Origin of the sequence: Micromonospora sp. NPDC023814 (assembly GCF_040639595.1) — a bacterium.
Classification (GTDB): Bacteria; Actinomycetota; Actinomycetes; order Mycobacteriales; family Micromonosporaceae; genus Micromonospora.
The window spans coordinates 76,976-96,567 of sequence record NZ_JBFAAF010000014.1 but is presented as its reverse complement, the minus strand read 5'-3'; the positions used below and the strand labels follow the sequence as shown (position 1 = coordinate 96,567).

The following is a 19,592-nucleotide window of genomic DNA, read 5'->3' as shown; positions in this document are numbered from 1 at the left end:
CTCCCCGGTCCACATGTGATCGGGGAGCCCTTGGCCTGCTGTCGGACCGGTTCGGCCCGTTGGCCGTATTCAACGCTCGGCCTCCTGGCTGTGCGAGTAACCACGTGATCTGGTTGAGCCGCAGGAGACCATGCCACGATCGGCTCAGTGGGGGATGATGCCCCAGGAAGCGCTCCACGGCTCGTCCGGCTTGAGCACGATCAAATCGCGACCTGAACGCAGGGCATCCGGCGGGCAGGTCATCGGCTCCACCGCGATCGACCGCCGGTGGCGGGGCGACGGCACGCTGTCGGCCGTGTACACCTGCCACCAGGCGAACGCAGAGTCGGCCCACACGCTGGTCACCGCCGCGTCTGGGGTGCCGAGCGTGACGGTATGCCGATCCTGGCTGGCCAGGATGACGTCGCCGAAGGCGGTGCCCAGGCGGCCGGTCCCGATCTGCTTCGGGACGGTGTAGTCGAACTCCGAGCCGGCGACCTTCGCCTCCCCGATCGGCAAGTGGCGCGCGTCGACGAGCAGCCGCGACCGGGCCGGGATGCGTAGCCAGGTCTCCTCGACCGAGACCGGCGGCAGCAGGTAGGGGTGGGCGCCCAAGCCGAACGGCGCCGGCTCCGCGGCGGCGTTGGTCGCGGTGTGGGTCACCGTCAGGCCGTCGCCCGCCAGCTCCCACCGGGTGGTCAGGCTCAGGCTCCACGGGTACGCCGGTTGCGCCGGAAGATCGAAGCCGAGCGTGACGGCGGACGGGGTCTGCTCCAGCAGCCGCCAGGGGGCCCAGCGGACCAGGCCGTGGACGGCGCTGTGGGTCCCCGGTTCGGACAGCGGCAGCTGGTAGGTGTGACCGCCGAAGGCGTACTGCCCGTCGCGCAGCCGGTTGGGCCAAGGCGCGAGGACTTGACCAGCGCCGGCCGGGCAGATCTCGTCCTCGGCGTACCCGTCGACGACCTCGCGGTCTCCGGCCTGGTAGGTCCGCAGGCCTCCGCCGACCTCCACGATGACGGCGGTCTGGTCGGCGAAGCCGATCGTCCATTGCGATCCCGATGGCGCTTTTGGCATGCGCGAACCCTAACTGGCCGGCCGCGCCTCGGGTACCGTCACGGCGGTTGCCCTGGGGTTCGACTCCCTTCGGGCGCGCTTACGTGTTCAGGGAATGGCCAACTCGAGCAGCATGATCCACCACCACGACCTGGCGAACCCGACGATCGGTGGGTCAGCAGCCGGCGGTACGCGTGTAGTTCCGCGTCCCGAAGTAGAGAGCCAGGTTGCCGCTGAAGCGCACCTTGATGTCGTTGCCGTTCAGGCGCTGCTCGTAGTGCAGGTGCGAGCCTTCGGAGCCGCCGCTGTTGCCCACGTAGCCGATGGTGGTGCTGTAGCCGACGGACTGGCCGACCGAGACGTTGAACCCACTGAGGTGGGCGTAGTAGGTGGTGTACCCGTTGCCGTGGTTGATCCGCACGTACCGGCCGTAGCTGGTGTCACCGAGGTTGGCGACCACGTCCACCGTGCCCGGGGCGCTGGCCTTGACCGGATCGCCGTGGTCGTTGGCCCGGTTGAAGTCGATCGCGTACTGCGGGCTGTGCGTGGTGCGGGTCTGACCGGACCACGTCTGGTTGCACGGGAACGGCGTCCGGAACGACGGCGCGGCGGCGGCGGGCGACGCCGGAACCAGGAACGCGGCGGTCGCCAGCAGGGCGACACCGAGGGAACTCGTCAGGCGGGCGCGCATCCGAACCTCCACAGTCATAATCTTCGATTTCTGTGCCGGATGATGTCAGAAAGTTCCGATGACCGGAAGACCGTCACCGGCCCACTGCGGATGCTCACCGAGGTTGAGCCACGACGTCGACGTCGGGGTGAAGTGCAGATGGATGCGCGGGGATGTGTGGCCGGCCGGCGTTGCACAGCCGGTTGTGGGGGCGTAATTGTTGAGCACCAGACGCAGGTCCCGCTGGCTGCCCAGCAGGTGGTGCTTTTGCCAACAATTCGACTCGGTGTCAGGTGGAGTCGGTCGCCTGGTTCTGTGGGGGCACCAAGGTCACCGGCATGACTGTTTCCACTCCTGACCTGTCCCGCTTCCGCCGGGCCGGGGCGATCGCGGCGGCCGCGCTGGCCGCGGCGGCGCTCGGTGTCGTTCCGGGGGCCCGCGCCGAGGCCGCCACCGGCACCCTCCCGCTCGGCGACGCCGACCTGACAGAGGTACGCACCAGCCGTACCCTGGCCGAGGGCGTCACCCTCACCCGGATCGAGCGGGGCAGCGAGCCGGCACCGGCCGACCAGATCAACACCACCACGCGCGGTCCGTGGGTGGTCAACGTGCTCACCATCGACCCGAGCCAGGCCCGGGGGCACCTGCAGGCGACGTACGGCCCGGACCTGAGCCAGGTCGAGAAGACCAGCGACCTGGTCCGCGCCTCCGGCGCCCTGGCCGGGGTCAACGCCTCCTTCTTCACCTTCACCGCCAGCCGGCTCTACCCCGGCGACCCGGTCGGGCTGGGACTGTTCGGCGGGCAGCTGCTCAGCGAACCCACCCGCGACGCGGCCGAGGTCAACTTCGTCGTCGACGCCAACAGCAACCGGGCCCTGACCGGGAAGCTGACCTGGTCGGGCAGCGTACGAAACCGGCAGACCGAGGCCAGCCTGCCGCTGGAGTTCATCAACCACCCGCCGGTCGTGCCGGCCGGCTGCGCCACCCTCACCGACCAGACGCAGTGCACCCTCCCCGGCGACGTCGCCGAGTTCACCCCCGAGTTCGCCACGGCCACCCCGTCGGGTGCCGGCGTGGAGGTCGTGCTCGACCGGCTCGGCTGCGTGGTGCGTACCTCGACCACCCGGGGCACCACGTTGACCGCCGGGCAGACCTCGCTGCAGGCCACCGGGCGGGACACCGTGGCCCTGCTGGACGTGGTTGAGCAGGGGTGCGTGAGCACCACCTCGACCCTGACCGACCAGGACGGTGAGGAACTTCCCGTGCGGCCCGGGCTGTTCGGGGTGAACGGGCGGTACCCGCTGACCGCGGACGGCCAGATCGTCGTACCGGCAGGCTCCGGCAGCTTCTTCGCCCGCAACCCGCGTACCATCGCCGGCACCACGCGGGACGGGAAGATCGTGCTCGCGACGATCGACGGCCGCCAGACCACCAGCGTCGGCACCACCATGGACGAGACGGCCGCCGTCGCCCAGGCGCTCGGCATGTCCGACGCGGTCAACCTCGACGGCGGCGGATCCACCGCGATGGCCGTCGAGGGTGCCCTGGTCAACCAGCCGAGCGGTTCGACCGAGCGGGCGGTCGGTGACGCGCTCGTCTACGTGGACGGCCCGTACCGCAGCGGAAGCTGACGCCGCCACGGACGGGAGTAACCGCGGAGGTGCGGCCGGATCCGTGCGACGGTGCCGGCCGCACCCTCAGGGTGCCGTCCAGGTCTGCACCTCGACCAGGTTGCCTTCGGGTCGCGCAGGTAGGCCGAGCGCACGCCCCACCCAGGACGGTCGCCGGCGGAATAGCGCCGGTCGGGAATGGCCAGAGGCGTCCGGTATTTGATGACGAGGGCGTCGCTGCGTAATTCGTCGGCGTCCAGTGGTAGTCCGGCCCAGATCGCGGCTGCGGCGAGGAGGCTGAGCGGGGTGTGCGGACTGCAGCGGGCGTCTGAGTGGAGGTCGTTGTCGAGCCAGGCATCCTGGCAGTCGAGGCTTTATGGGGACTACAGCTGCATGTCTGGGGCTACCGTGACCCTGAGGGCAGGCGCGATCCGCGCCGTGAACCAGGGGGCTGCCGATGACGGGCGCTGTGGGCTCCGAGGTGGAGGTGCTGGTGGTCGGCGCGGGGCCGACCGGTCTCACCATGGCCGGGCAGCTCGCCCGGTACGGCGTGCGAGTGCGCCTGGTGGACCGCGCCCTCGACCGGGTGCACGAGTCGCGGGCGCTGGCCATCCAGCCCCGTACGCTGGAGGTCCTCGCCGGTCTCGGGGTGACCGACGAGATGGTGGCGGCCGGCAACCGGGCGGTCCGGTTGACCCTGCACGCGGGGCGGCGGCAGCGCTCGGTGCCGTTGTTCGACCTGGGCCTGTCCGACACGGCGTACCCGTACCTGTTGTTTCTGTCGCAGGCGGAGACCGAGCGGCTGCTCGGCGAGCACCTCGCGGCGGTCGGGGTGACCGTCGAACGCGGCGTCGAGCTGGTCGGCCTGGAGCGCACCGACCGGGCGGCGGTCGCGACGCTGCGCGACCGTGATGGCCGGGTGCGGCGGGTGTCTGCCCGGTACGTGGTGGGCTGCGACGGCGCGCACAGCGCGGTGCGGCAGTTCGCCGGGATCGGGTTCGAGGGCGGCGCCTACCCGCAGACCTTCGTGCTGGCCGATCTGGAGGTCGACGGCGTGCAACCGGGTGCGGCGCACGCCTTCCTCTCCGGGCGGGGGATGCTGTTCCTCTTCCCGCTCGGCCGCCCGGCCACCTGGCGGCTGTTGGCCATGCGCCCGGCCGACGACCCCACCCCGCCCGGCGCGCCGGTCCACCTCGCCGGGGTGCAGGCGCTGGCCGACACGTACGCGGGCGGGGCGCTGCGGTTGCACGACCCGGTGTGGGCGACGAACTTCCGGCTGCACCACCGGGCCGCCACCGCCTACCGGGCCGGGCCGGCGTTCCTGGCGGGCGACGCCGCGCACATCCACAGCCCGGCCGGTGCGCAGGGCATGAACACCGGCATCCAGGACGCGGTGAACCTCGGCTGGAAACTCGCCCGGGCCCTGCACGCCGACGCCGACCCGGCTCTGCTGGACAGCTACCAGGCGGAACGGGCCCCGGTCGGCCGGATGGTGTTGCGGTTCAGCGACCGGGCCTTCACCGTTGCCACCGCCACCAACCCGCTGGTCCGCTTCGCGCGCACCCGGATCGCTCCCGCCCTGCTGCCGGCGGTTCTCGCGCCCCGGTTCGTGCGGGCCGCCGCGTTCCGCACCGTCGCCCAGCTCGCCATCCGCTACCGACGCAGCCCACTGTCCACGGAAGGTTCACACGCGCCGCGGACCGGTCCACGGGCCGGCGACCGGCTGCCGGACGTCCCATTGGCCGACGGCGGCTCACTGCACCGGCTCACCGCCGCGCCCGGCTGGCACCTGCTGCTCTGCGGCCCACCGCAGGGATGGCCCGCCCGCGAGATCGCCGACCTGACCCGACGCCGCCGTGGCCAGCTCACCGCACACCAGCTGGCCGGCCTGGACGGTGTGGCGCCGGGAGCCGGTGCGGAGGTGCTGCGCCGGCTCGGGGTCGGTCCGGGTGCCCACGCCAGCTACCTGGTCCGACCCGACGGGCACATCGGCTACCGCGCGGGCGGCACCGACCTGACCGGCCTGCGTGCCTACCTGGTCCGCTGGCTCGGCGCATAGCCGCCCTGTGACAGGCCCACATTGCGGCGGGTGACGGGTGGTCGAATACGCGACCCGCGACATTGGCGCCAGGGCCATGTCCATTCAAAGTCAACAAACTGCAAGTCGGATTCTGATCATGTGGTTGGGGCCGAACTCGGGCCGGAGTCGTCCTTCAGGTACATGATCGAGTCGAAGGCTCTGACCAGGCGAGTAGTCGTGACATGCCTGCCGCCCGTGGATTTCTTTGACGAGGACGAGCAGCGCCACGGCGCCAGCGACGAGGAACTCGGGGCGGCGTACGAAGAGGCTTTGGTCGCTCGGCGGGAGCAGCAGCGTGAGTGGGTGAGGTGCGGAGCAAGCAGTCGAGGCGGATCCGGGTGACCGGCGCCCAGTGGTACGCGCCACCTGAGCCGAGCGGCGGCGTGCTCGCTGTCGGCGCGTAACGCGGTCCTGCGGTGTCGACTGTTGTCGCCACTGGCGGTCGGCGGGGCGTACTGCCAGGTCAGTGGGCCTGGCGGGGGTGCGGTCGCCGGGCCAGCACCGCCGGAGCGGGGCGGTGTTGCCGAAACGAGGTCTTGACGAGTCGGGAAGTTTGACATTTGATAAATCCCGCCGATGCAGGAGGTCTCATGTCAGCTCGCACCCGTCTCGTCGCGGCCGTCGCCGCAGCGGCTCTCACACTCACCGTCGCCGGCTGTGGTGACTCGGAGAAGGCCGATTCCCCCGATGCCCCCTCCGTCACCTACCTGACCTCCTTCGGGACGTTCGGTCGGGACGCGTACGCATACGTCGCCCTGGAGAAGGGCTACTTCAAGGAGGCCGGGCTCAACGTCACCATCAAGCCCGGCACCGGCACCGTCGATGTCATGAAGCTGATCGGGTCGGGGCAGGCCGACTACGGCCCCGGCGACCTCTCCGGGGTCATCACCACACTGGCCAACGAGAAGATGCCGGTGCGCGTGGTGGCCGCCATCCACCAGCGGTCGATGGCCGGCATCGCCTCGCTGGACAAGGCGATCGACTCGCCGGAGAAGCTGCCCGGCGCCAGCATCGCGGACAGCTCCGGCTCCACCAACATGATCATTTTTCCGGCGTACGCCAAGGCGGCCGGCATCGACCCGAAGTCGGTGAAGTTCGTCCCGTCCTCGCCGCAGTCGCTCCCGCAGTTGCTCGCCGCCGGCTCGGTGGACGCGATCGGCCAGTTCGCCGCCGGCAAGCCGCTGCTGGAGAAGGCGGCCGGTGGCAAGACCGTCACCATGCTGCCGTACGCGGACAAGCTCCCCGACCTGTACGGCAACGGCCTGCTGGTCTCCGCCGCGAAGCTGGAAAGCAACCGCGCCGAGGTCGAGAAGTTCACGGCAGCGCTGGTCAAGGGCCTGCTCTACGCGGTGGAGCACCCCGAGGAAGCAGCCCAGCTGCTCAAGAAGCACGACCGGACGGCCGACGAGAAGGTCGCCGCCGCCGAACTCACCGAGATGCGCCCGTACGTCCTGGGCGACGGCGGATCGGCCGGAAAGCTGGACCGGGCGCGGGTGGAGGCGATGATCAAGCTCCTCGCCGGCACCGGCACCCTCAAGTCGACGCCGAACGCCGAAGACATCGGCGTCTACGACATCGCAAAGCCATAACTTCCTCTTCGACGGCGGTGCGCGTGGCCGGATGCCGCGCGCACCGCGAGGGGCGAACCATGATCGGAATTCGTAACGTTTCGCAGATCTACCGCACCCGGGCCGGTGACGTGGAGGCCCTGCGTGATGTGTCGCTGGAAGTCGCCGACGGCGAGTTCGTGGCGATCGTCGGGCGGTCCGGGTGCGGTAAGTCCAGCCTGCTGCGGCTGGTGGCGGGCCTCCAGGCGGCCACCTCGGGCGAGATAACCGTCGCCGGCACCCCGATCCGGGGGCCACGGCGGGACATCGGCTTCATGTTCCAGCGCCCGGCGCTGCTGCCGTGGCGGTCGGTCATCGACAACGTGCTGCTGCCGACTGAGGTGTTCAAGCAGGACCGACGGGACGCCCGGACCCGCGCACACGAACTGCTCGACCTGGTCGGGCTGAACGGCTTCGAGAAGCGCCTGCCGCACGAACTCTCCGGCGGGATGCAGCAGCGGGTCTCGCTGTGCCGGGCCCTCATCCAGCAGCCGCGCGTGCTGCTGATGGACGAGCCGTTCTCCGCACTCGACGCGCTTACCCGCGCCGACCTCACGGTCGAACTCCAGCGCCTCCAGATGAAGCACGCCTCGACGGTGCTCTTCGTGACGCACTCGGTCGACGAGGCCGTGCTGCTCGCCGACCGGGTCGTCGTACTCAGCCCGCGACCGGGCCGGCTGCGGCAGATCGTGGGAATCGACATCGCCCGTCCGCGTTCGCTGGGACGCGACGGCCACTCGGCCGAACTCGGCGTGCTGCGCGCCCAACTGCACGACCTGCTCATGACCCCCGAGGAGGTGGCACGGTGACGGTCACCGAATCCCGCCGTACCGGCCGCGACAAGCCACGCGCCGCAGGCCGCTGGGCCCAGCAACTCCCGCCCGTGCTCGGCGTCGTGGCCGCCACCGCCCTGTGGTGGGCGATCACGGTCGTCTTCAAGGTGGAGAGCTTCATCCTGCCGTCCCCGGGGCAGGTGGCGCAGACCATGGTCGAGGAATCCGCCTACCTGTGGGACAACACCCTGGTCACCCTCTGGGAAACGCTGCTGGGCTTCCTGATGGCCATCGCGATCGGGGTGCCGCTGGCGCTGATCGTCACCGCCTCGCGGATGCTGGAACGGACCGTCTACCCGCTGCTGCTGATGCTCAACGCCGTACCGAAGGTGGCCGTCGCGCCGCTGCTGGTGGTGTGGATGGGCTTCGGCCAGTTCCCCAAGGTCTTTCTGGTCTTCCTGGTCTGCTTCTTCCCGATCGTCATCTCCACCGCCGCCGGCCTCAGCTCCACCCCGGCCGACCTGGTGGAGCTGGGCCGGTCGCTGAAGACCAACTGGTGGCAGACGTTCCGCATGATCCGGATGCCGGCCGCCATCCCGCAGCTCTTCGTCGGTCTCAAGCTCGCCATCACCCTCGCCGTCATCGGCGCGGTGATCGCCGAGTTCGTCGGCGCCACCGAGGGGCTGGGCTACGCGATCGTCGCCTCCGGCGCCAGCGCCGACACCGCGTTGGCCTTCGCCGCGATGATCCTGCTCGGGGTGCTGAGTGTCGTGCTGTTCTACCTGCTCGCCGCAGTCGAGCGGTTCTTCGTACCGTGGGCGGACCGGGCATGAGCGCGCCGGACTTCCCGCCGACGGTCCCGGTCCGGTGGCTCACCGACGCCGTCGCCTCGGTCTTCGGCGCACTGGGCTACTCCGAGCAGGCGGCCGGCCTGGTCGCCGGCTCCCTCGTGGACGCCGACATGCGGGGAATCCCCTCGCACGGGGTGATGCTGCTGCCGATGTACGTCGACCGGATCAGGGCCGGCTCGGTCAGCCGGGCCGAGCGGGCCGAGGTGGTCCGCGACAAGGGCGCCATCGCGGTGCTCGACGCCGGCCACGCGCTGGGGCAGCTCACCGGTGACCAGGCGATGCGGCTGGCGGTGGCGAAGGCGCAGACGTACGGCGTCGGCGTGGTCACCGTCCGCCGGGCGTTCCACTTCGGCGGGGCGTTCCGGTACGTGGACCTCGCCGCGAACAACGGCTGCATCGGCATCGCGGCGGCCAACACCCGCCCGCTGATGCCCGCCCCCGGTGGCGCCTCGGCGGTTGTCGGCAACAACCCGCTCGCGGTGGGCGTACCCCGCGCGGGCGGCAAGCCGGTGATCCTCGACGTGGCGCTCTCCGAGGCCGCGCTCGGCAAGATCCGGCTGGCCGCCGGTGAGGGCCGCGAGATCCCCGCGAGCTGGGCGACCGACGCGCAGGGGCGGCCCACCACCGATCCGGCCGCCGCGCTCAAGGGACTGCTGCTGCCGTCCGGCGCCCACAAGGGATACGGTCTCGCGCTCATGATCGACGTACTGACCGGGGTGCTGTCCGGCGGGGCGTACGGCCGGGGCGTCCAGGGCCTCTACGCCGACGTGTCGGTGCCCAACGACTGCGCGCACTTCTTCCTCGCCCTCGACGCCGAGGCGTTCGCCGACGACGCGGAGGAGCTCGCCCGCCGGGTCGACGACCTGGCCGACCAGGTGCTCGGCTCCGCGCTGGCGCCCGGCACGGAGCGGGTCCACCTGCCCGGTGACATCGAAGCCGACCGGCACGACCGGGCGTCGCGCGACGGTGTCGCGCTCCAGCCGTCGGTCTTCGCCGGGCTGGTGGAGGTCGCCGCCGGGCTGGGCGTGCCGCTCCCGCCACCGCCCAGCGCCGGCTGACCCCGGTCGACGAAGGAGGAAGGAAGTCATGCAGGCCAGTTTCGACGCCACCGGCGAGGTGCTCGTGGTCACCGGGGGCGCCAACGGCATCGGCGCCGCCCTCGCCCACGCGTACGCGGACGCGGGGGGCACGGCCGTGGTGTTCGACGTGACATCGGGTCAGCCGCACCCCAGCGGGCGGGTGCAGGAGCACCGGGTGGACGTGTCCGACCGCGACGCGGTGCACGCCGCGGTCGCCCGGGTGCTCGCCGAGCACGGCCGGATCGACGCCCTGGTGGCCGGAGCGGCGGTGCAGCCGCGGTGCGACGTGGTCGACATGGACCCCGAGCAGTGGCGCCGCACGCTGGCGGTGAACCTCGACGGGGTGGTCTGGTGCGCGCAGGCGGTCCTGCCGGACATGATCGCCCGCCGCTCGGGCGCGATCCTGGTCTTCGCCTCGGGCCTGGCCACCGCCGGCCGGGCGCAGGCGTCGGCCTACGCGGCGAGCAAGGGGGCGTTGATCGCATTCGCCAAGTCGCTCGCCGCCGAGGTCGCCGAGCACCGGATCCGGGTGAACACCGTCTTCCCCGGCGTGGTGGACACCCCGCAGTTCCAGCAGGCCAACCCGAGCGGCGGCGAACGGGAGCACTGGGCGCGGGCCACCGGCATCGGCACGCCGGCCGACGTGGTCGGCCCGCTGATGTTCCTGCTCTCGCCCGCCGCGACCATGACCGGATCCACCCTGACCCGTGACCGGGCGTACCCGAGGAGCGAAGCACAATGAGCAGCACGACCGAGCAGTTGCCGGTGGGCATCGTGGGCGCCGGGCCGGTCGGCCTGGTCACCGCGCTGGGCCTGGCCCACTACGGCGTGCCGGTGGTCATCTTCGAGGAGGACGAGCGGCTGTCGCTGGACACCAAGGCCGGCACCGTCCTCACCCGCACCCTGGAGGTGCTGCACCGGTGCGGCGCCCTGAACGACGTGCTGGCCGGGTCGCTGCGCATCGACGAGATCGGCGAGCTGGACCGGGCCACGAACACCCAGACCCTCAGCGTCCGGACCGGAGACCTCACCGAGGACACCCGCTTCCCGTTCGTCATCAACATCCCGCAGCACGAGCTGGAGCCGATCCTGCGGCAGCGGCTCGACATCACCGCCCCCGGCGCGCTGCACATGGGACATCGGCTGCTCGACTTCGTGCAGCACCCGGACCGGGTGGACCTGCGGCTGCGCACCGCCGAGGGGGAGCGGACGGTTCCGGTGCGGTATCTGCTGGGCTGCGACGGCGGTCGGTCCGCGGTCCGGGACCAGATCGGCGCGCGGGTCGAGGGCGAGACGTACCAGGAGCGTTACATGCTGGTCGACTTGAAGGTCGACCTGGACGTGGAGAACCCGCGCGACTACCCGTACCTGGCCTACTTCGGTGATCCCCAGGAGTGGATGATCCTGGTCCGCCAGCCGCACTGCTGGCGCTTCCTCTACCCGCTGCCGGCCGGGCAGGCCGAGCCGGACCGGGAGGAACTGGTCGACAAGGCACGCCGGTTCATCGGGGACACCAAGACCCTGGAGATCGTCGGCACCAACATCTACAACGTGCACCAGCGGGTGGCCGACCGGTGGCAGGACGGGCGGGTCTTCCTGCTCGGCGACGCCGCGCACCTGATCACCCCGATGTGGGCGCTGGGCCTGAACACCGGTGTCCTGGACGCCTCCAACCTGCCCTGGCGGATGGCCTGGGTGCTGCGCGGCTGGGCCGAGCCGAGCCTGCTCGACGGCTACCAGGTCGAGCAGGAACCCGTCGCCACCAAGGGCTCCGCGGCGATGGCCGCGGCGGCGCGGGCCTACATGGCCCGGCGCGCGGACGACCCGGGGGTGATGACCGCCGGCAACTGGGGCAACGCGTTCACCCGCGCCATGCTCGGCGTACGCCTCGACGTGAGCGGCACGGGCGACTGGTCGATGGTCGCCGCCGGTGACGAGCCGCTGCCGGTGCTGGCCGGGGCGCGCAGCCCCGACCTGCCGCTGTTCGGTCAGTCCGGCACGGTGCACCTGCACGACCTGGCTGCCGACGCCTTCGTGGCGCTCTACTTCACCGACCCGCGCCGGGTCCCGGCACTGCCGCCACAGGAGTCACCCGCGCTGCGGCACTACGTGGTGAGCCGGTGGGACGCGCCGCACGACTCCGGACTGCGGGACCGGGCGCTGTTCGACCCGGGAGACCGGGTGCGGCGCCGCTTCGGGGTCGACAACGACACACTGGTGCTGGTTCGCCCGGACGGGCACGTGGCGGCGATCGTCCCGTTCGACCCCGTCTCCGGCATCGACACGGCCGCCCAGCTCTACGCCCGGGTCACCGGCTGCCCACCGCCCGTGACCCGGTCCGACAACACCCTCGTCTGCGAAAGGGATGACAATGAGTAACTACGGTCACGCGACCGCCCCGGACGGAACCCAGGTCGAGCTCGGTGCCGTCGGCCAGCAGGTGGTCTTCGAGAACGACCAGGTGCGGGTCTGGGAGATCAGCCTGGCGCCCGGCGAGCAGCAGCCCTGGCACCACCACCTCAACCCGTACCTGGTGATCGCGCTGGAAGCCGCCGACAACCGGATCGACGCGCTCGCCGGCGGCGACCCCCGCCTGGTGCACGAGGCCATCGGCGGGGTGGTCTACCGCGAGCCGGGGGAGATCCACATGCTCACCAACAACGGCACCACCCGGTACCGCAGCCGGCTCGTCGAGCTGAAGTGCCTGGGGGAGAACCTCGTGTCCGGTCAGGGCGAGCGGTGAGCGACCTGCCGCTCGTACCGACCCCGCCGGTGCCGGCCGGCGTCGACGAGCAGGAGTGGGCCAACAACCTCTCCGAGCCGTCGAACTACGGCGGCGAGGCGGCCGACCGGTCGCGGGAGGAACTGGTGCCCGGCCCGGACGGCCTGGTGCTGGCCCGCTTCCGCGAGATCCTGCTCCAGACCGACGAGCTGGACTGGGCGGACAAGACGCTGGCCGGCCTCTCCCACAAGGCGCTGTGGCGCAACGAGGAGACCGAGGCGTCCATCTCGCTGATCCGGTTCCGCAAGGGCGCCGGCATCCCGCTGCGCCACTCACACGCGTCCAACCAGTTCATGTTCTGCCTCAGCGGCCGGTACACCTACGTGCCCACCGGGCTCACCCTCACCCCGGGCTCCTTCTACTGGAACCCGAAGGGCAGCCTGCACGGGCCCACGCTGGCCGAAGAAGAGAGCGTCCTGCTGGAGATCTACGACGGGCCGCACTACCCGACCCAGCCGGACTGGTACACCGACCCGGCGGACGCCCGCTAGCTCCACCTCGAAGAAGAGAAGATGACGATGCCCAAGCAGCAGATTGTTTCCCCCGAGCTGGCCGCCCCGAACGGTCACTTCGCCCAGGCCACCCAGATCAGGGCGCGGGGCCGGATGGTGTTCGTGTCCGGCATGACGGCCCGCAACCGCGAGGGCGGGGTCACCGGCGTCGGCGACATCGCCGCCCAGACGCACCAGGTCTGCCAGAACCTGCGCGCCGCGATGACGGCTGCCGGCGGGTCGCTGGAGGACATCGTGCGGGTGGATGTCTACGTCCGCAACATGGAGGACTTCCACGCCATCCACGAGGTACGCCGGCAGTACTTCACCGGTGAGCCGCCGGCCTCGACGATGGTGGAGGTCTCCAAGTTCGTGAACAAGGACTACCTGATCGAGATCAACGCGATCGGCGTGATCGACGACGAGCAGGACGCCTGATGAAGCTCGCCAGCGTTCGTACCGAGACCGGCCGGCGGATCGGGGTGGTGGACGGCGACACCGTCGCCGTGCTCCCCGCCGAGCTGGGCGACCTCGACGAGGCGATTCGTGGTGGCGTGGACGCGTTGGAGGCCGTCCGCGCCGCCGCGCGGCAGGTCGCGGCGGTGCCGTTGGCCGAGGTCCGGCTCGACGCGCCGCTGCGCCGGTTCAACCGGGACATCCTCTGCACGGGTTGGAACTACTGGGACCACTTCGAGGAGTCGCGCGGCAAGCGGGAAGGGCAGGACCCCGCGGAACGGCCCAAGCACCCGACCTTCTTCACCAAGGGCCCGGACACGGTCGTCGGCCCGTACGACGACATCGCCTACGACCCGCAACTCTCCGCCAAGTGGGACTACGAGGCGGAGGTGGCGCTGGTCATCGGTGCGGACTGCCGTTCGGTGAGCGAGGCGGACGCGCTGTCGTACGTGGCGGCGTTCTGCGTGGCCAACGACGTGTCGCAGCGCGACCTGCAACGCGCGCACGGCGGCCAGTGGCTCAAGGGCAAGAGCATCGACGCCACCATGCCGCTCGGGCCGTGGCTGACCACCGTGGACGAGGTGCCGGACCCGGCGAACCTGCGCATCCAGTGCGAGGTGAACGGCGTGCTGCTCCAGGACGCGTCGACCGGGCAGATGGCCTTCCCATTCGCCCGCATCATCGCGGAACTGAGTTGGGGGATGACCCTGCGGGCCGGCGACGTGGTGCTCACCGGTACGCCGAGCGGCATCGGGAACGCCCGTGACCCACAGGTGTTCCTGACCGACGGGGACCTGGTGGTGACCCGGGTGGAAGCGCTCGGTGAGCTGCGCAATCGGGTGCGACTGACGAAGCTGCACTGACCCCGCGACGGGTGCGGGGCGGCGCAGTGCGGCGCCGACCCGCACCATTCCACAGCGACGAAATTGGTACCATTTCCAGGGCCCTGATGCGTTTGTGGGATCACCCGAGCACCCCATGAACATGGATCATGTCCCGTGAGAATGGGACGAGCACGGCATCCACCAGCGGCTCTATCCGGAGGCAAACCGTGGTAACAACGCATCGTCGATCCGTCCTGAGCGACGCCAACGACGACGGCCGGGCCGGTGCCGGTGGAGCCGACGGACAGCACCGCACCCTCGCCGACTCGGCGACCGCGGTCCTGCACGAGGCGATCCTCACCGGCCGGCTGCCGGCCGGCACCCCGCTGCGCCTCAACGAGATGGCCGACCTGCTCGGCATGAGCATGAGCCCGGTCCGCGAGTCGATCCGGCGGTTGGCCGCGCTCGGCCTGGTCGAGGTGGTCCAGCACAAGGGCGCCTGGGTCATGCCGCTGACCGTCGAGGACGCGGTCGACACCCATGAGACCCGGATCGCCATGGAGACGGCACTGATCGAGCGGGCGGCGACCCGGTTCACCGCCCAGGACGCCCGGCGGGCCGAGGCGGCACTCGACGAACACATCGCCGCGTCCGTGCGCGGCGACGCCACGGCTGCCCGCAGGGCACACACCGAGTTCCACTTCACCATCTACCGGGCGGCCGGATCGCGTTGGCTGCTGCGCGGCCTGGAACCGGTCTGGGAGAACAGCGAGCGGTACCGGTTCGCGACGGTCACCCCGACGGGGCAGAACGAGGAGCGGGTCCGCGAGCACCGGGCCATCCTCGACGCGTGCGTGGCGGGGGACGTGGCGGCGGCGGTGGCCGCCGTGCAGGTCCACATCCAGAATGCGGCAGACCGGGTGATCGGCAAGATGAACACCGACGCCGCGGCAGTGCCTGCCACCCGGGCACCGGGACGCCCGCGTACCGGGAGCTGACCGCCGGCGCCACCGCGTCAGCCGGTAGTGGCGCCGCCATCCATCCAACCGTCGGGGCACCTCCGCCCCGACGGACTGTCCGCCGCCGCCGGGTGAGCGGCCACGCCAGCCACCATCCCGTACCGTCGGCGCGTCCCGTCGTGACCGCCGGTCGGGCCGACCGTTAGGAAGCCCCCGTTGCCTGGCATCGACATGCACGCCCACCTCGCCCCCGACCTGCGCCCGGCCAAACTGCCAGGGGTCGCGGTCGACGGTGACGGCGCCGCCGTTCTCGGCGGCAAACGGGTCGGCCCGCCCGACCTGTACCACCCGGACCGGCTCGAGAACCACCTGGACCAGGCAGGGCTGGACGAGGCGATCGTCAGCGTGCCGCCGCCCTTCTACCGCCAGCGGCTGTCCGGACCGGAGGCGGCGGCGTGGGTCCGTGCGGTCAACGACGGCCTGCTCGCCGTGGTCGCCGACCGGCCCCGGCTCACCCCGCTGGCGTACCTGCCGTTCGAACATCCCGAAGTGGCCCTCGCCGAGTACGACCGGATCGCCGCCGACGACCGCTGGGCCGGGGTGGTGGGCGCCGCCGGTGGAGACGCCGGGCCGCTCGACGGTCCGCCGCTGCACCCCCTGTGGCAGCGTCTCGGCGCGGACCGGCGCACCGTGCAACTGCACCCCGCGCACTCGGCGGACCCCCGTCTGGAGCCCTACTACCTGGCCAACCTGCTGGGCAACCCGGTCGAGACGACGGTGGCAGTGGCCCAGCTCGTCTTCGGTGGGGTGCTCGGCGGGCACCCGGGGATCCGGTTCGTGCTGGTGCACTGTGGCGGTTGCGTGCCGGCGGTGGTCGGGCGCTGGGAGCGCGGTCACACCACCACCCGACCGGGCGTACCGGTGCTGTCGCCCACCCCGGCCGAGGCGGTGCGCGCCCTCTACGTCGACAATCTGGCCCACGACCCGCAGGTGGTCGACCTGGCGGTGTCGGTCTTCGGCGCGGACCGGCTGGTGCTCGGCAGCGACTGGCCGTTCCCGATGGGCACCGACGCTCCGTCCGCCACGGTGGCACACCGGGGCGCTGACTACGCCCGGCAGGTGGCCACCGACAACGCGGCGCGGGCTCTGGGGCGGGCACCCGGCGGTCGGTGACGGGTCGGGGCGGGCGACGCCGTCGAGCTGCCGCTGCCGCCGTCACCCGGCGCCGGGCCTGACAGCGGCCCGTTGTGGCCCCAGCACGGTCGGTGAGGGTGCCGATGTGGGTCAGCAGGGCGCCAGGGTCGATCGGTGATGGGCAATGTCGTTTCGGGGGTGCCGAACCAGCAGGAGAGTGCTTCTCGCAGCGTGGGCGCGGCGGTGTCGGTGGTTCGTCGAGCGTTGCGGCCCAGGCGATGTGGGCGTCCGGGCGCCCAGCCGGAACGCGAAGGAGTGTCGGCCGAGGGCACAACGCCCGTCAGCCCCCGCCGGCCTTGCGGATGTCCGCGAACCGCTGGCCGACCGCTGCCAGGTGCGTGTACGCGAGCTGCAGGTCGGTGAGCGAAGCGACGAACGGCTGACTGTCCCCGGTCTCGAAGGAGCGCGAGCAGCCTCGGCCCGCCCGGGCGGCGTGCTCGACGAAGGACCGCCAGCTCGTCTGCGCCTGCGCGTCGGGGACGGCCGTGTAGCGAGCGGCCTCCTCGGCGATCGTCTCGAGGCTCGCGCACAGCGGCCGGATCCGGGTCTCGTCCACCTCGACTTTGCCGTTCGCGCCCGGCTTCCGCGCTTTCAGGTCGCTGATGGCGATGGCGAACTTGCCGTACACGTCGAGGAACCGGGTCGTCAGGCTGCGGCCACCCCGGCTGGCCCAGGCCGACACCTCGAGGGCCTTCAGTCGCGGCGAACCCGGGGAACCGGTCTGCCCGGCCATGGGCGGGACACGGCTGGTCGGCGGGGCGGCACTACCGCTCGGTTCGGGTAGGGCAGCGGTGCCTACGCTGGCCGGTACGACCGACCCACGCGCGATCGTCAGCGTCATTGCCATCGAGATGACCACCGTGACGAACGCTCGCCGCACCACCATCCGTGCCCGCCCCGGCACGTCGACGGCCACCGGCCGGTTCCGCCGCCGCCGGGCGGTGACGGCCCGCGCGCCGACGACGAGCCCAGCGGCCGGGATGGCCGCGATCAGCGCCAACACCGAAATGGCGCCGAGCGACCCACGCCACGCCGTCCACGCCTGCCCTGGCTGCCAGCCGCAGGAGGTGTGGAACAGCGTCAACGGTCCCACGCAGCCGTCGATGGCGACGAGCGCGAGCACGCCCATCGAACCGCCGAGCACGGTCAACTGACCTGCGATGACCGCCGCGACGAGTTGGTAGCGGTCAGCGAGCGTGCTGGCGACGAAGGCGCTCAGCGCCGCCGCGGCCAGCAGGGCGAACGTGACCCAGCCCCGATACGCGTGCGAGAACATCTGGGCCCGCGCCTCGACCACCGGCAGGGCGAGGTGCATGACCGCCATCGTCGTCGCGACCGCAGTCCAGCCAAGCAGAGTCATGGCGAGGATGGGCAGCACCAGCCGCCGGAGTCGGGGCAGCGGCATCGGCTGTGGCGGCATGACGGGAGCCGACGCGACGACGACCTCCGTACCTGGCCCCGGCACGGGAGCCAGATCCTGGCTCGGCGCCGGTCGGGGCCGGACCAGCCAGGCGGCGAGCGGAATGGTCCACGAAGCCGCGACCGCGATCTGGCTGAGCGGCATGGCCTTCAGCAGCATTATGGACGTCAACCAGTCGATCGTGACGAGCGCCGGCAGCACCGCCTCGTACGGCAGCAACTGCTCGGGTTCGAGACCACCCGGTGCGAGGAGCAGCGCGACCTCGCGCCGCGATTGGGGCATGCCGTGCGCCAACCAGACACCCGGGCCGCGCCACCACGTCATCCAGCCCACGATCGCGACGAAGCCTGTGACGAACGCGATCCACCGCACTGGGCGGAGGGAGCGTCCCGGCCATGCCGACGCCCACAGGTTGCAGCACTGAGTGATCCACCAGGTCACCACAACGCCGGCGAGGACCAGCAGGACCAGAAGCAAGGGCTGCTGGGGCAACCACTGCCAGATCGCGACCCGGCTGGACACGAACTCGGCCACCAGCATGCCCAGTCCCAGCCACAACCCGGCCCGCAGGCCACGGGGGACGCCGCGACCCGCCTGCCGGGCCGGCTCCACCGCCTGCCAGACCAGACTGGAGGTCACGCCGGCGGCCAGCAGCGCCACCGCGACCGCCGAGGCGACCGCCGGATCGGCCGCCATGTCGACCGTCGGATTGGCCGCCAGAACGGCTGTCGCAGGGTCAATCATCCACAGTTGCGCATCGGCCAGGATCAGAGCGGCGCCGGTGAGGAACATCGCCAGCGCCGGGATACGGGACAACAAGCCAGGGTCGGCCAGCACTCGGCGGCGGGACTCCCAGTCGGGATGGATCCGCCACAGCCCACCGAAGCCAGTCAGCAGCCGCCAACCCCGGCCGGCCCGCACCGGCGACGCGGCCGACCAGCCGCGCAGATCCGCGCCCCACCGCGCCGCCGCCAGATCGGCGTGGAACTCCCTGGTCCGGAGCAGGTCCGAACGCGACAGGTAGACCAGCGCCACCAGCAGGGCCGCCGCCAGCAGGTTGCGATGCGTAGGCACCGCACAGGGGGAACAGGGAGACTTGACGAACAAGTGCAGGTGCGTGGCCACGAACGGCACGAGCGCCACCACGACGAAGGACCGCCACAGCGCGACAGCCGCGTAGGTCAGCGTCACGTCCCGGTTGTCGATGTGCCCCAGCTCGTGCAGTAGCACCGCGCGGACGGCATGCGGGTCGGCGTGCATCCGGGCCAGTAGCCCACCGTGCAGACAGAGTCGGGGGCGTCCGGTCCGGCCGAACACCACCGCACCGGCCGACAACGCGGTGGGGTCGACCAGCACCGTCGGCACACGCCGCAGCCCGGTCTGCACCACCAGTTCCGCGATCATTCGGCTGACCTGCCCTTCCCGGTCGACGGCGGCCAGCGGCAGCACCCGCCCGCGCCGGGCCTTCCAGCGGGGCAGAACCGCGAACAACACCGCGGCGGCGCCGAGCAACAGCAGGGAGGCCGCCGGGATCACCCACCACGGCGGTGTGACGGCCTGCAACTCAACGCAGTCCGTCGGGTCCCAGGTGACCCGCCGGTCATCTGTCGGGACCATGCCGGCGCAGGCGACGGCGGCCCGCCGGAGCAACCCGAGATTCGCCAGCGTGAACTGAGTCATCCACACGCTGGCGACCAGCAGCAGCGTCAACAACAACACGAAACGCAGCGTCGTGGCGGCGAGCTGCCGCCCGGCACCAGGCAC

At 71.4% G+C, this 19,592-nt stretch carries 17 protein-coding genes; 14 read left to right on the top strand and 3 right to left on the bottom strand.

What is annotated here, in order from left to right:
- Nucleotides 1-144 precede the first annotated feature (144 nt).
- Both AB0G14_RS10630 and AB0G14_RS10625 read right to left on the bottom strand, forming a co-directional pair.
- Nucleotides 145-1,053 (bottom strand): aldose 1-epimerase family protein, encoded by a 909-nt coding sequence (locus AB0G14_RS10630; RefSeq protein WP_357695902.1) that lies wholly within the window; start codon nucleotides 1,051-1,053, stop codon nucleotides 145-147.
- A 154-nt stretch (nucleotides 1,054-1,207) separates the two neighbouring features.
- On the bottom strand, nucleotides 1,208-1,723 hold the full coding sequence (locus AB0G14_RS10625) for a M23 family metallopeptidase (RefSeq protein ID WP_357695900.1): 516 nt from the start codon (nucleotides 1,721-1,723) through the stop codon (nucleotides 1,208-1,210).
- A gap of 317 nt (nucleotides 1,724-2,040) precedes the next feature.
- Between AB0G14_RS10625 and AB0G14_RS10620 the strand changes: the two genes are divergently transcribed.
- The 14 genes from AB0G14_RS10620 to AB0G14_RS10555 all read left to right on the top strand — a co-directional run bounded on the left by AB0G14_RS10620 (nucleotide 2,041) and on the right by AB0G14_RS10555 (nucleotide 16,387).
- On the top strand, nucleotides 2,041-3,333 hold the full coding sequence (locus tag AB0G14_RS10620) for a phosphodiester glycosidase family protein (RefSeq protein ID WP_357695898.1): 1,293 nt from the start codon (nucleotides 2,041-2,043) through the stop codon (nucleotides 3,331-3,333).
- A gap of 436 nt (nucleotides 3,334-3,769) precedes the next feature.
- On the top strand, nucleotides 3,770-5,371 hold the full coding sequence (locus tag AB0G14_RS10615) for an FAD-dependent monooxygenase (protein ID WP_357695896.1): 1,602 nt from the start codon (nucleotides 3,770-3,772) through the stop codon (nucleotides 5,369-5,371).
- A 611-nt stretch (nucleotides 5,372-5,982) separates the two neighbouring features.
- Nucleotides 5,983-6,981, top strand: a complete 999-nt coding sequence (locus AB0G14_RS10610; RefSeq protein WP_357695894.1) for an ABC transporter substrate-binding protein — start codon at nucleotides 5,983-5,985, stop codon at nucleotides 6,979-6,981.
- A gap of 59 nt (nucleotides 6,982-7,040) precedes the next feature.
- Nucleotides 7,041-7,808, top strand: a complete 768-nt coding sequence (locus tag AB0G14_RS10605; RefSeq protein WP_357695892.1) for an ABC transporter ATP-binding protein — start codon at nucleotides 7,041-7,043, stop codon at nucleotides 7,806-7,808.
- Nucleotides 7,805-8,605, top strand: coding sequence for an ABC transporter permease (locus AB0G14_RS10600; protein WP_357695890.1), 801 nt, complete (start codon nucleotides 7,805-7,807; stop codon nucleotides 8,603-8,605). Before AB0G14_RS10605 ends, AB0G14_RS10600 begins: the two co-directional genes overlap by 4 nt.
- Nucleotides 8,602-9,681, top strand: coding sequence for an Ldh family oxidoreductase (locus tag AB0G14_RS10595; protein WP_357695888.1), 1,080 nt, complete (start codon nucleotides 8,602-8,604; stop codon nucleotides 9,679-9,681). Before AB0G14_RS10600 ends, AB0G14_RS10595 begins: the two co-directional genes overlap by 4 nt.
- 28 nt (nucleotides 9,682-9,709) lie before the next feature.
- Nucleotides 9,710-10,444, top strand: coding sequence for an SDR family oxidoreductase (locus tag AB0G14_RS10590; protein WP_357695886.1), 735 nt, complete (start codon nucleotides 9,710-9,712; stop codon nucleotides 10,442-10,444).
- Nucleotides 10,441-12,081 (top strand): FAD-dependent monooxygenase, encoded by a 1,641-nt coding sequence (locus AB0G14_RS10585; RefSeq protein WP_357695884.1) that lies wholly within the window; start codon nucleotides 10,441-10,443, stop codon nucleotides 12,079-12,081. The genes AB0G14_RS10590 and AB0G14_RS10585 overlap by 4 nt, the downstream gene beginning before the upstream one ends.
- On the top strand, nucleotides 12,074-12,445 hold the full coding sequence (locus tag AB0G14_RS10580) for a cupin (RefSeq protein WP_357695882.1): 372 nt from the start codon (nucleotides 12,074-12,076) through the stop codon (nucleotides 12,443-12,445). Before AB0G14_RS10585 ends, AB0G14_RS10580 begins: the two co-directional genes overlap by 8 nt.
- Nucleotides 12,442-12,975 carry a hypothetical protein gene (locus tag AB0G14_RS10575; RefSeq protein WP_357695880.1) on the top strand — a complete coding sequence of 178 codons (534 nt, stop codon included), beginning with the start codon at nucleotides 12,442-12,444 and terminating at the stop codon, nucleotides 12,973-12,975. The genes AB0G14_RS10580 and AB0G14_RS10575 overlap by 4 nt, the downstream gene beginning before the upstream one ends.
- 21 nt (nucleotides 12,976-12,996) lie before the next feature.
- The gene (locus AB0G14_RS10570; RefSeq protein ID WP_357454537.1) at nucleotides 12,997-13,413 is read left to right on the top strand and encodes a RidA family protein; all 417 of its coding nucleotides are present in this window, start codon (nucleotides 12,997-12,999) and stop codon (nucleotides 13,411-13,413) included.
- Complete coding sequence (locus AB0G14_RS10565; RefSeq protein ID WP_357695878.1) at nucleotides 13,413-14,294, top strand: fumarylacetoacetate hydrolase family protein; 882 nt, start codon at nucleotides 13,413-13,415, stop codon at nucleotides 14,292-14,294. Before AB0G14_RS10570 ends, AB0G14_RS10565 begins: the two co-directional genes overlap by 1 nt.
- 188 nt (nucleotides 14,295-14,482) lie before the next feature.
- Nucleotides 14,483-15,253, top strand: coding sequence for a GntR family transcriptional regulator (locus AB0G14_RS10560; RefSeq protein WP_357695876.1), 771 nt, complete (start codon nucleotides 14,483-14,485; stop codon nucleotides 15,251-15,253).
- Between the two features lie 177 nt (nucleotides 15,254-15,430).
- A complete protein-coding gene (locus tag AB0G14_RS10555; RefSeq protein WP_357695874.1) occupies nucleotides 15,431-16,387 on the top strand; it encodes an amidohydrolase family protein in 957 nt (318 codons plus the stop codon).
- Between the two features lie 301 nt (nucleotides 16,388-16,688).
- Here AB0G14_RS10555 and AB0G14_RS10550 read toward each other — a convergent pair whose 3' ends face one another.
- Nucleotides 16,689-19,592, bottom strand: a complete 2,904-nt coding sequence (locus AB0G14_RS10550) for a M48 family metalloprotease (RefSeq protein WP_357695872.1) — start codon at nucleotides 19,590-19,592, stop codon at nucleotides 16,689-16,691.

Bases quoted from the DNA above. Each gene is read 5' to 3' on its own strand.
- AB0G14_RS10630 (WP_357695902.1), bottom strand. From the start codon at position 1,053: ATGCCAAAAGCGCCATCGGGATCGCAATGGACGATCGGCTTCGCCGAC.
- AB0G14_RS10625 (WP_357695900.1), bottom strand. From the start codon at position 1,723: ATGCGCGCCCGCCTGACGAGTTCCCTCGGTGTCGCCCTGCTGGCGACC.
- AB0G14_RS10620 (WP_357695898.1), top strand. From the start codon at position 2,041: ATGACTGTTTCCACTCCTGACCTGTCCCGCTTCCGCCGGGCCGGGGCG.
- AB0G14_RS10615 (WP_357695896.1), top strand. From the start codon at position 3,770: ATGACGGGCGCTGTGGGCTCCGAGGTGGAGGTGCTGGTGGTCGGCGCG.
- AB0G14_RS10610 (WP_357695894.1), top strand. From the start codon at position 5,983: ATGTCAGCTCGCACCCGTCTCGTCGCGGCCGTCGCCGCAGCGGCTCTC.
- AB0G14_RS10605 (WP_357695892.1), top strand. From the start codon at position 7,041: ATGATCGGAATTCGTAACGTTTCGCAGATCTACCGCACCCGGGCCGGT.
- AB0G14_RS10595 (WP_357695888.1), top strand. From the start codon at position 8,602: ATGAGCGCGCCGGACTTCCCGCCGACGGTCCCGGTCCGGTGGCTCACC.
- AB0G14_RS10590 (WP_357695886.1), top strand. From the start codon at position 9,710: ATGCAGGCCAGTTTCGACGCCACCGGCGAGGTGCTCGTGGTCACCGGG.
- AB0G14_RS10585 (WP_357695884.1), top strand. From the start codon at position 10,441: ATGAGCAGCACGACCGAGCAGTTGCCGGTGGGCATCGTGGGCGCCGGG.
- AB0G14_RS10580 (WP_357695882.1), top strand. From the start codon at position 12,074: ATGAGTAACTACGGTCACGCGACCGCCCCGGACGGAACCCAGGTCGAG.
- AB0G14_RS10570 (WP_357454537.1), top strand. From the start codon at position 12,997: ATGACGATGCCCAAGCAGCAGATTGTTTCCCCCGAGCTGGCCGCCCCG.
- AB0G14_RS10565 (WP_357695878.1), top strand. From the start codon at position 13,413: ATGAAGCTCGCCAGCGTTCGTACCGAGACCGGCCGGCGGATCGGGGTG.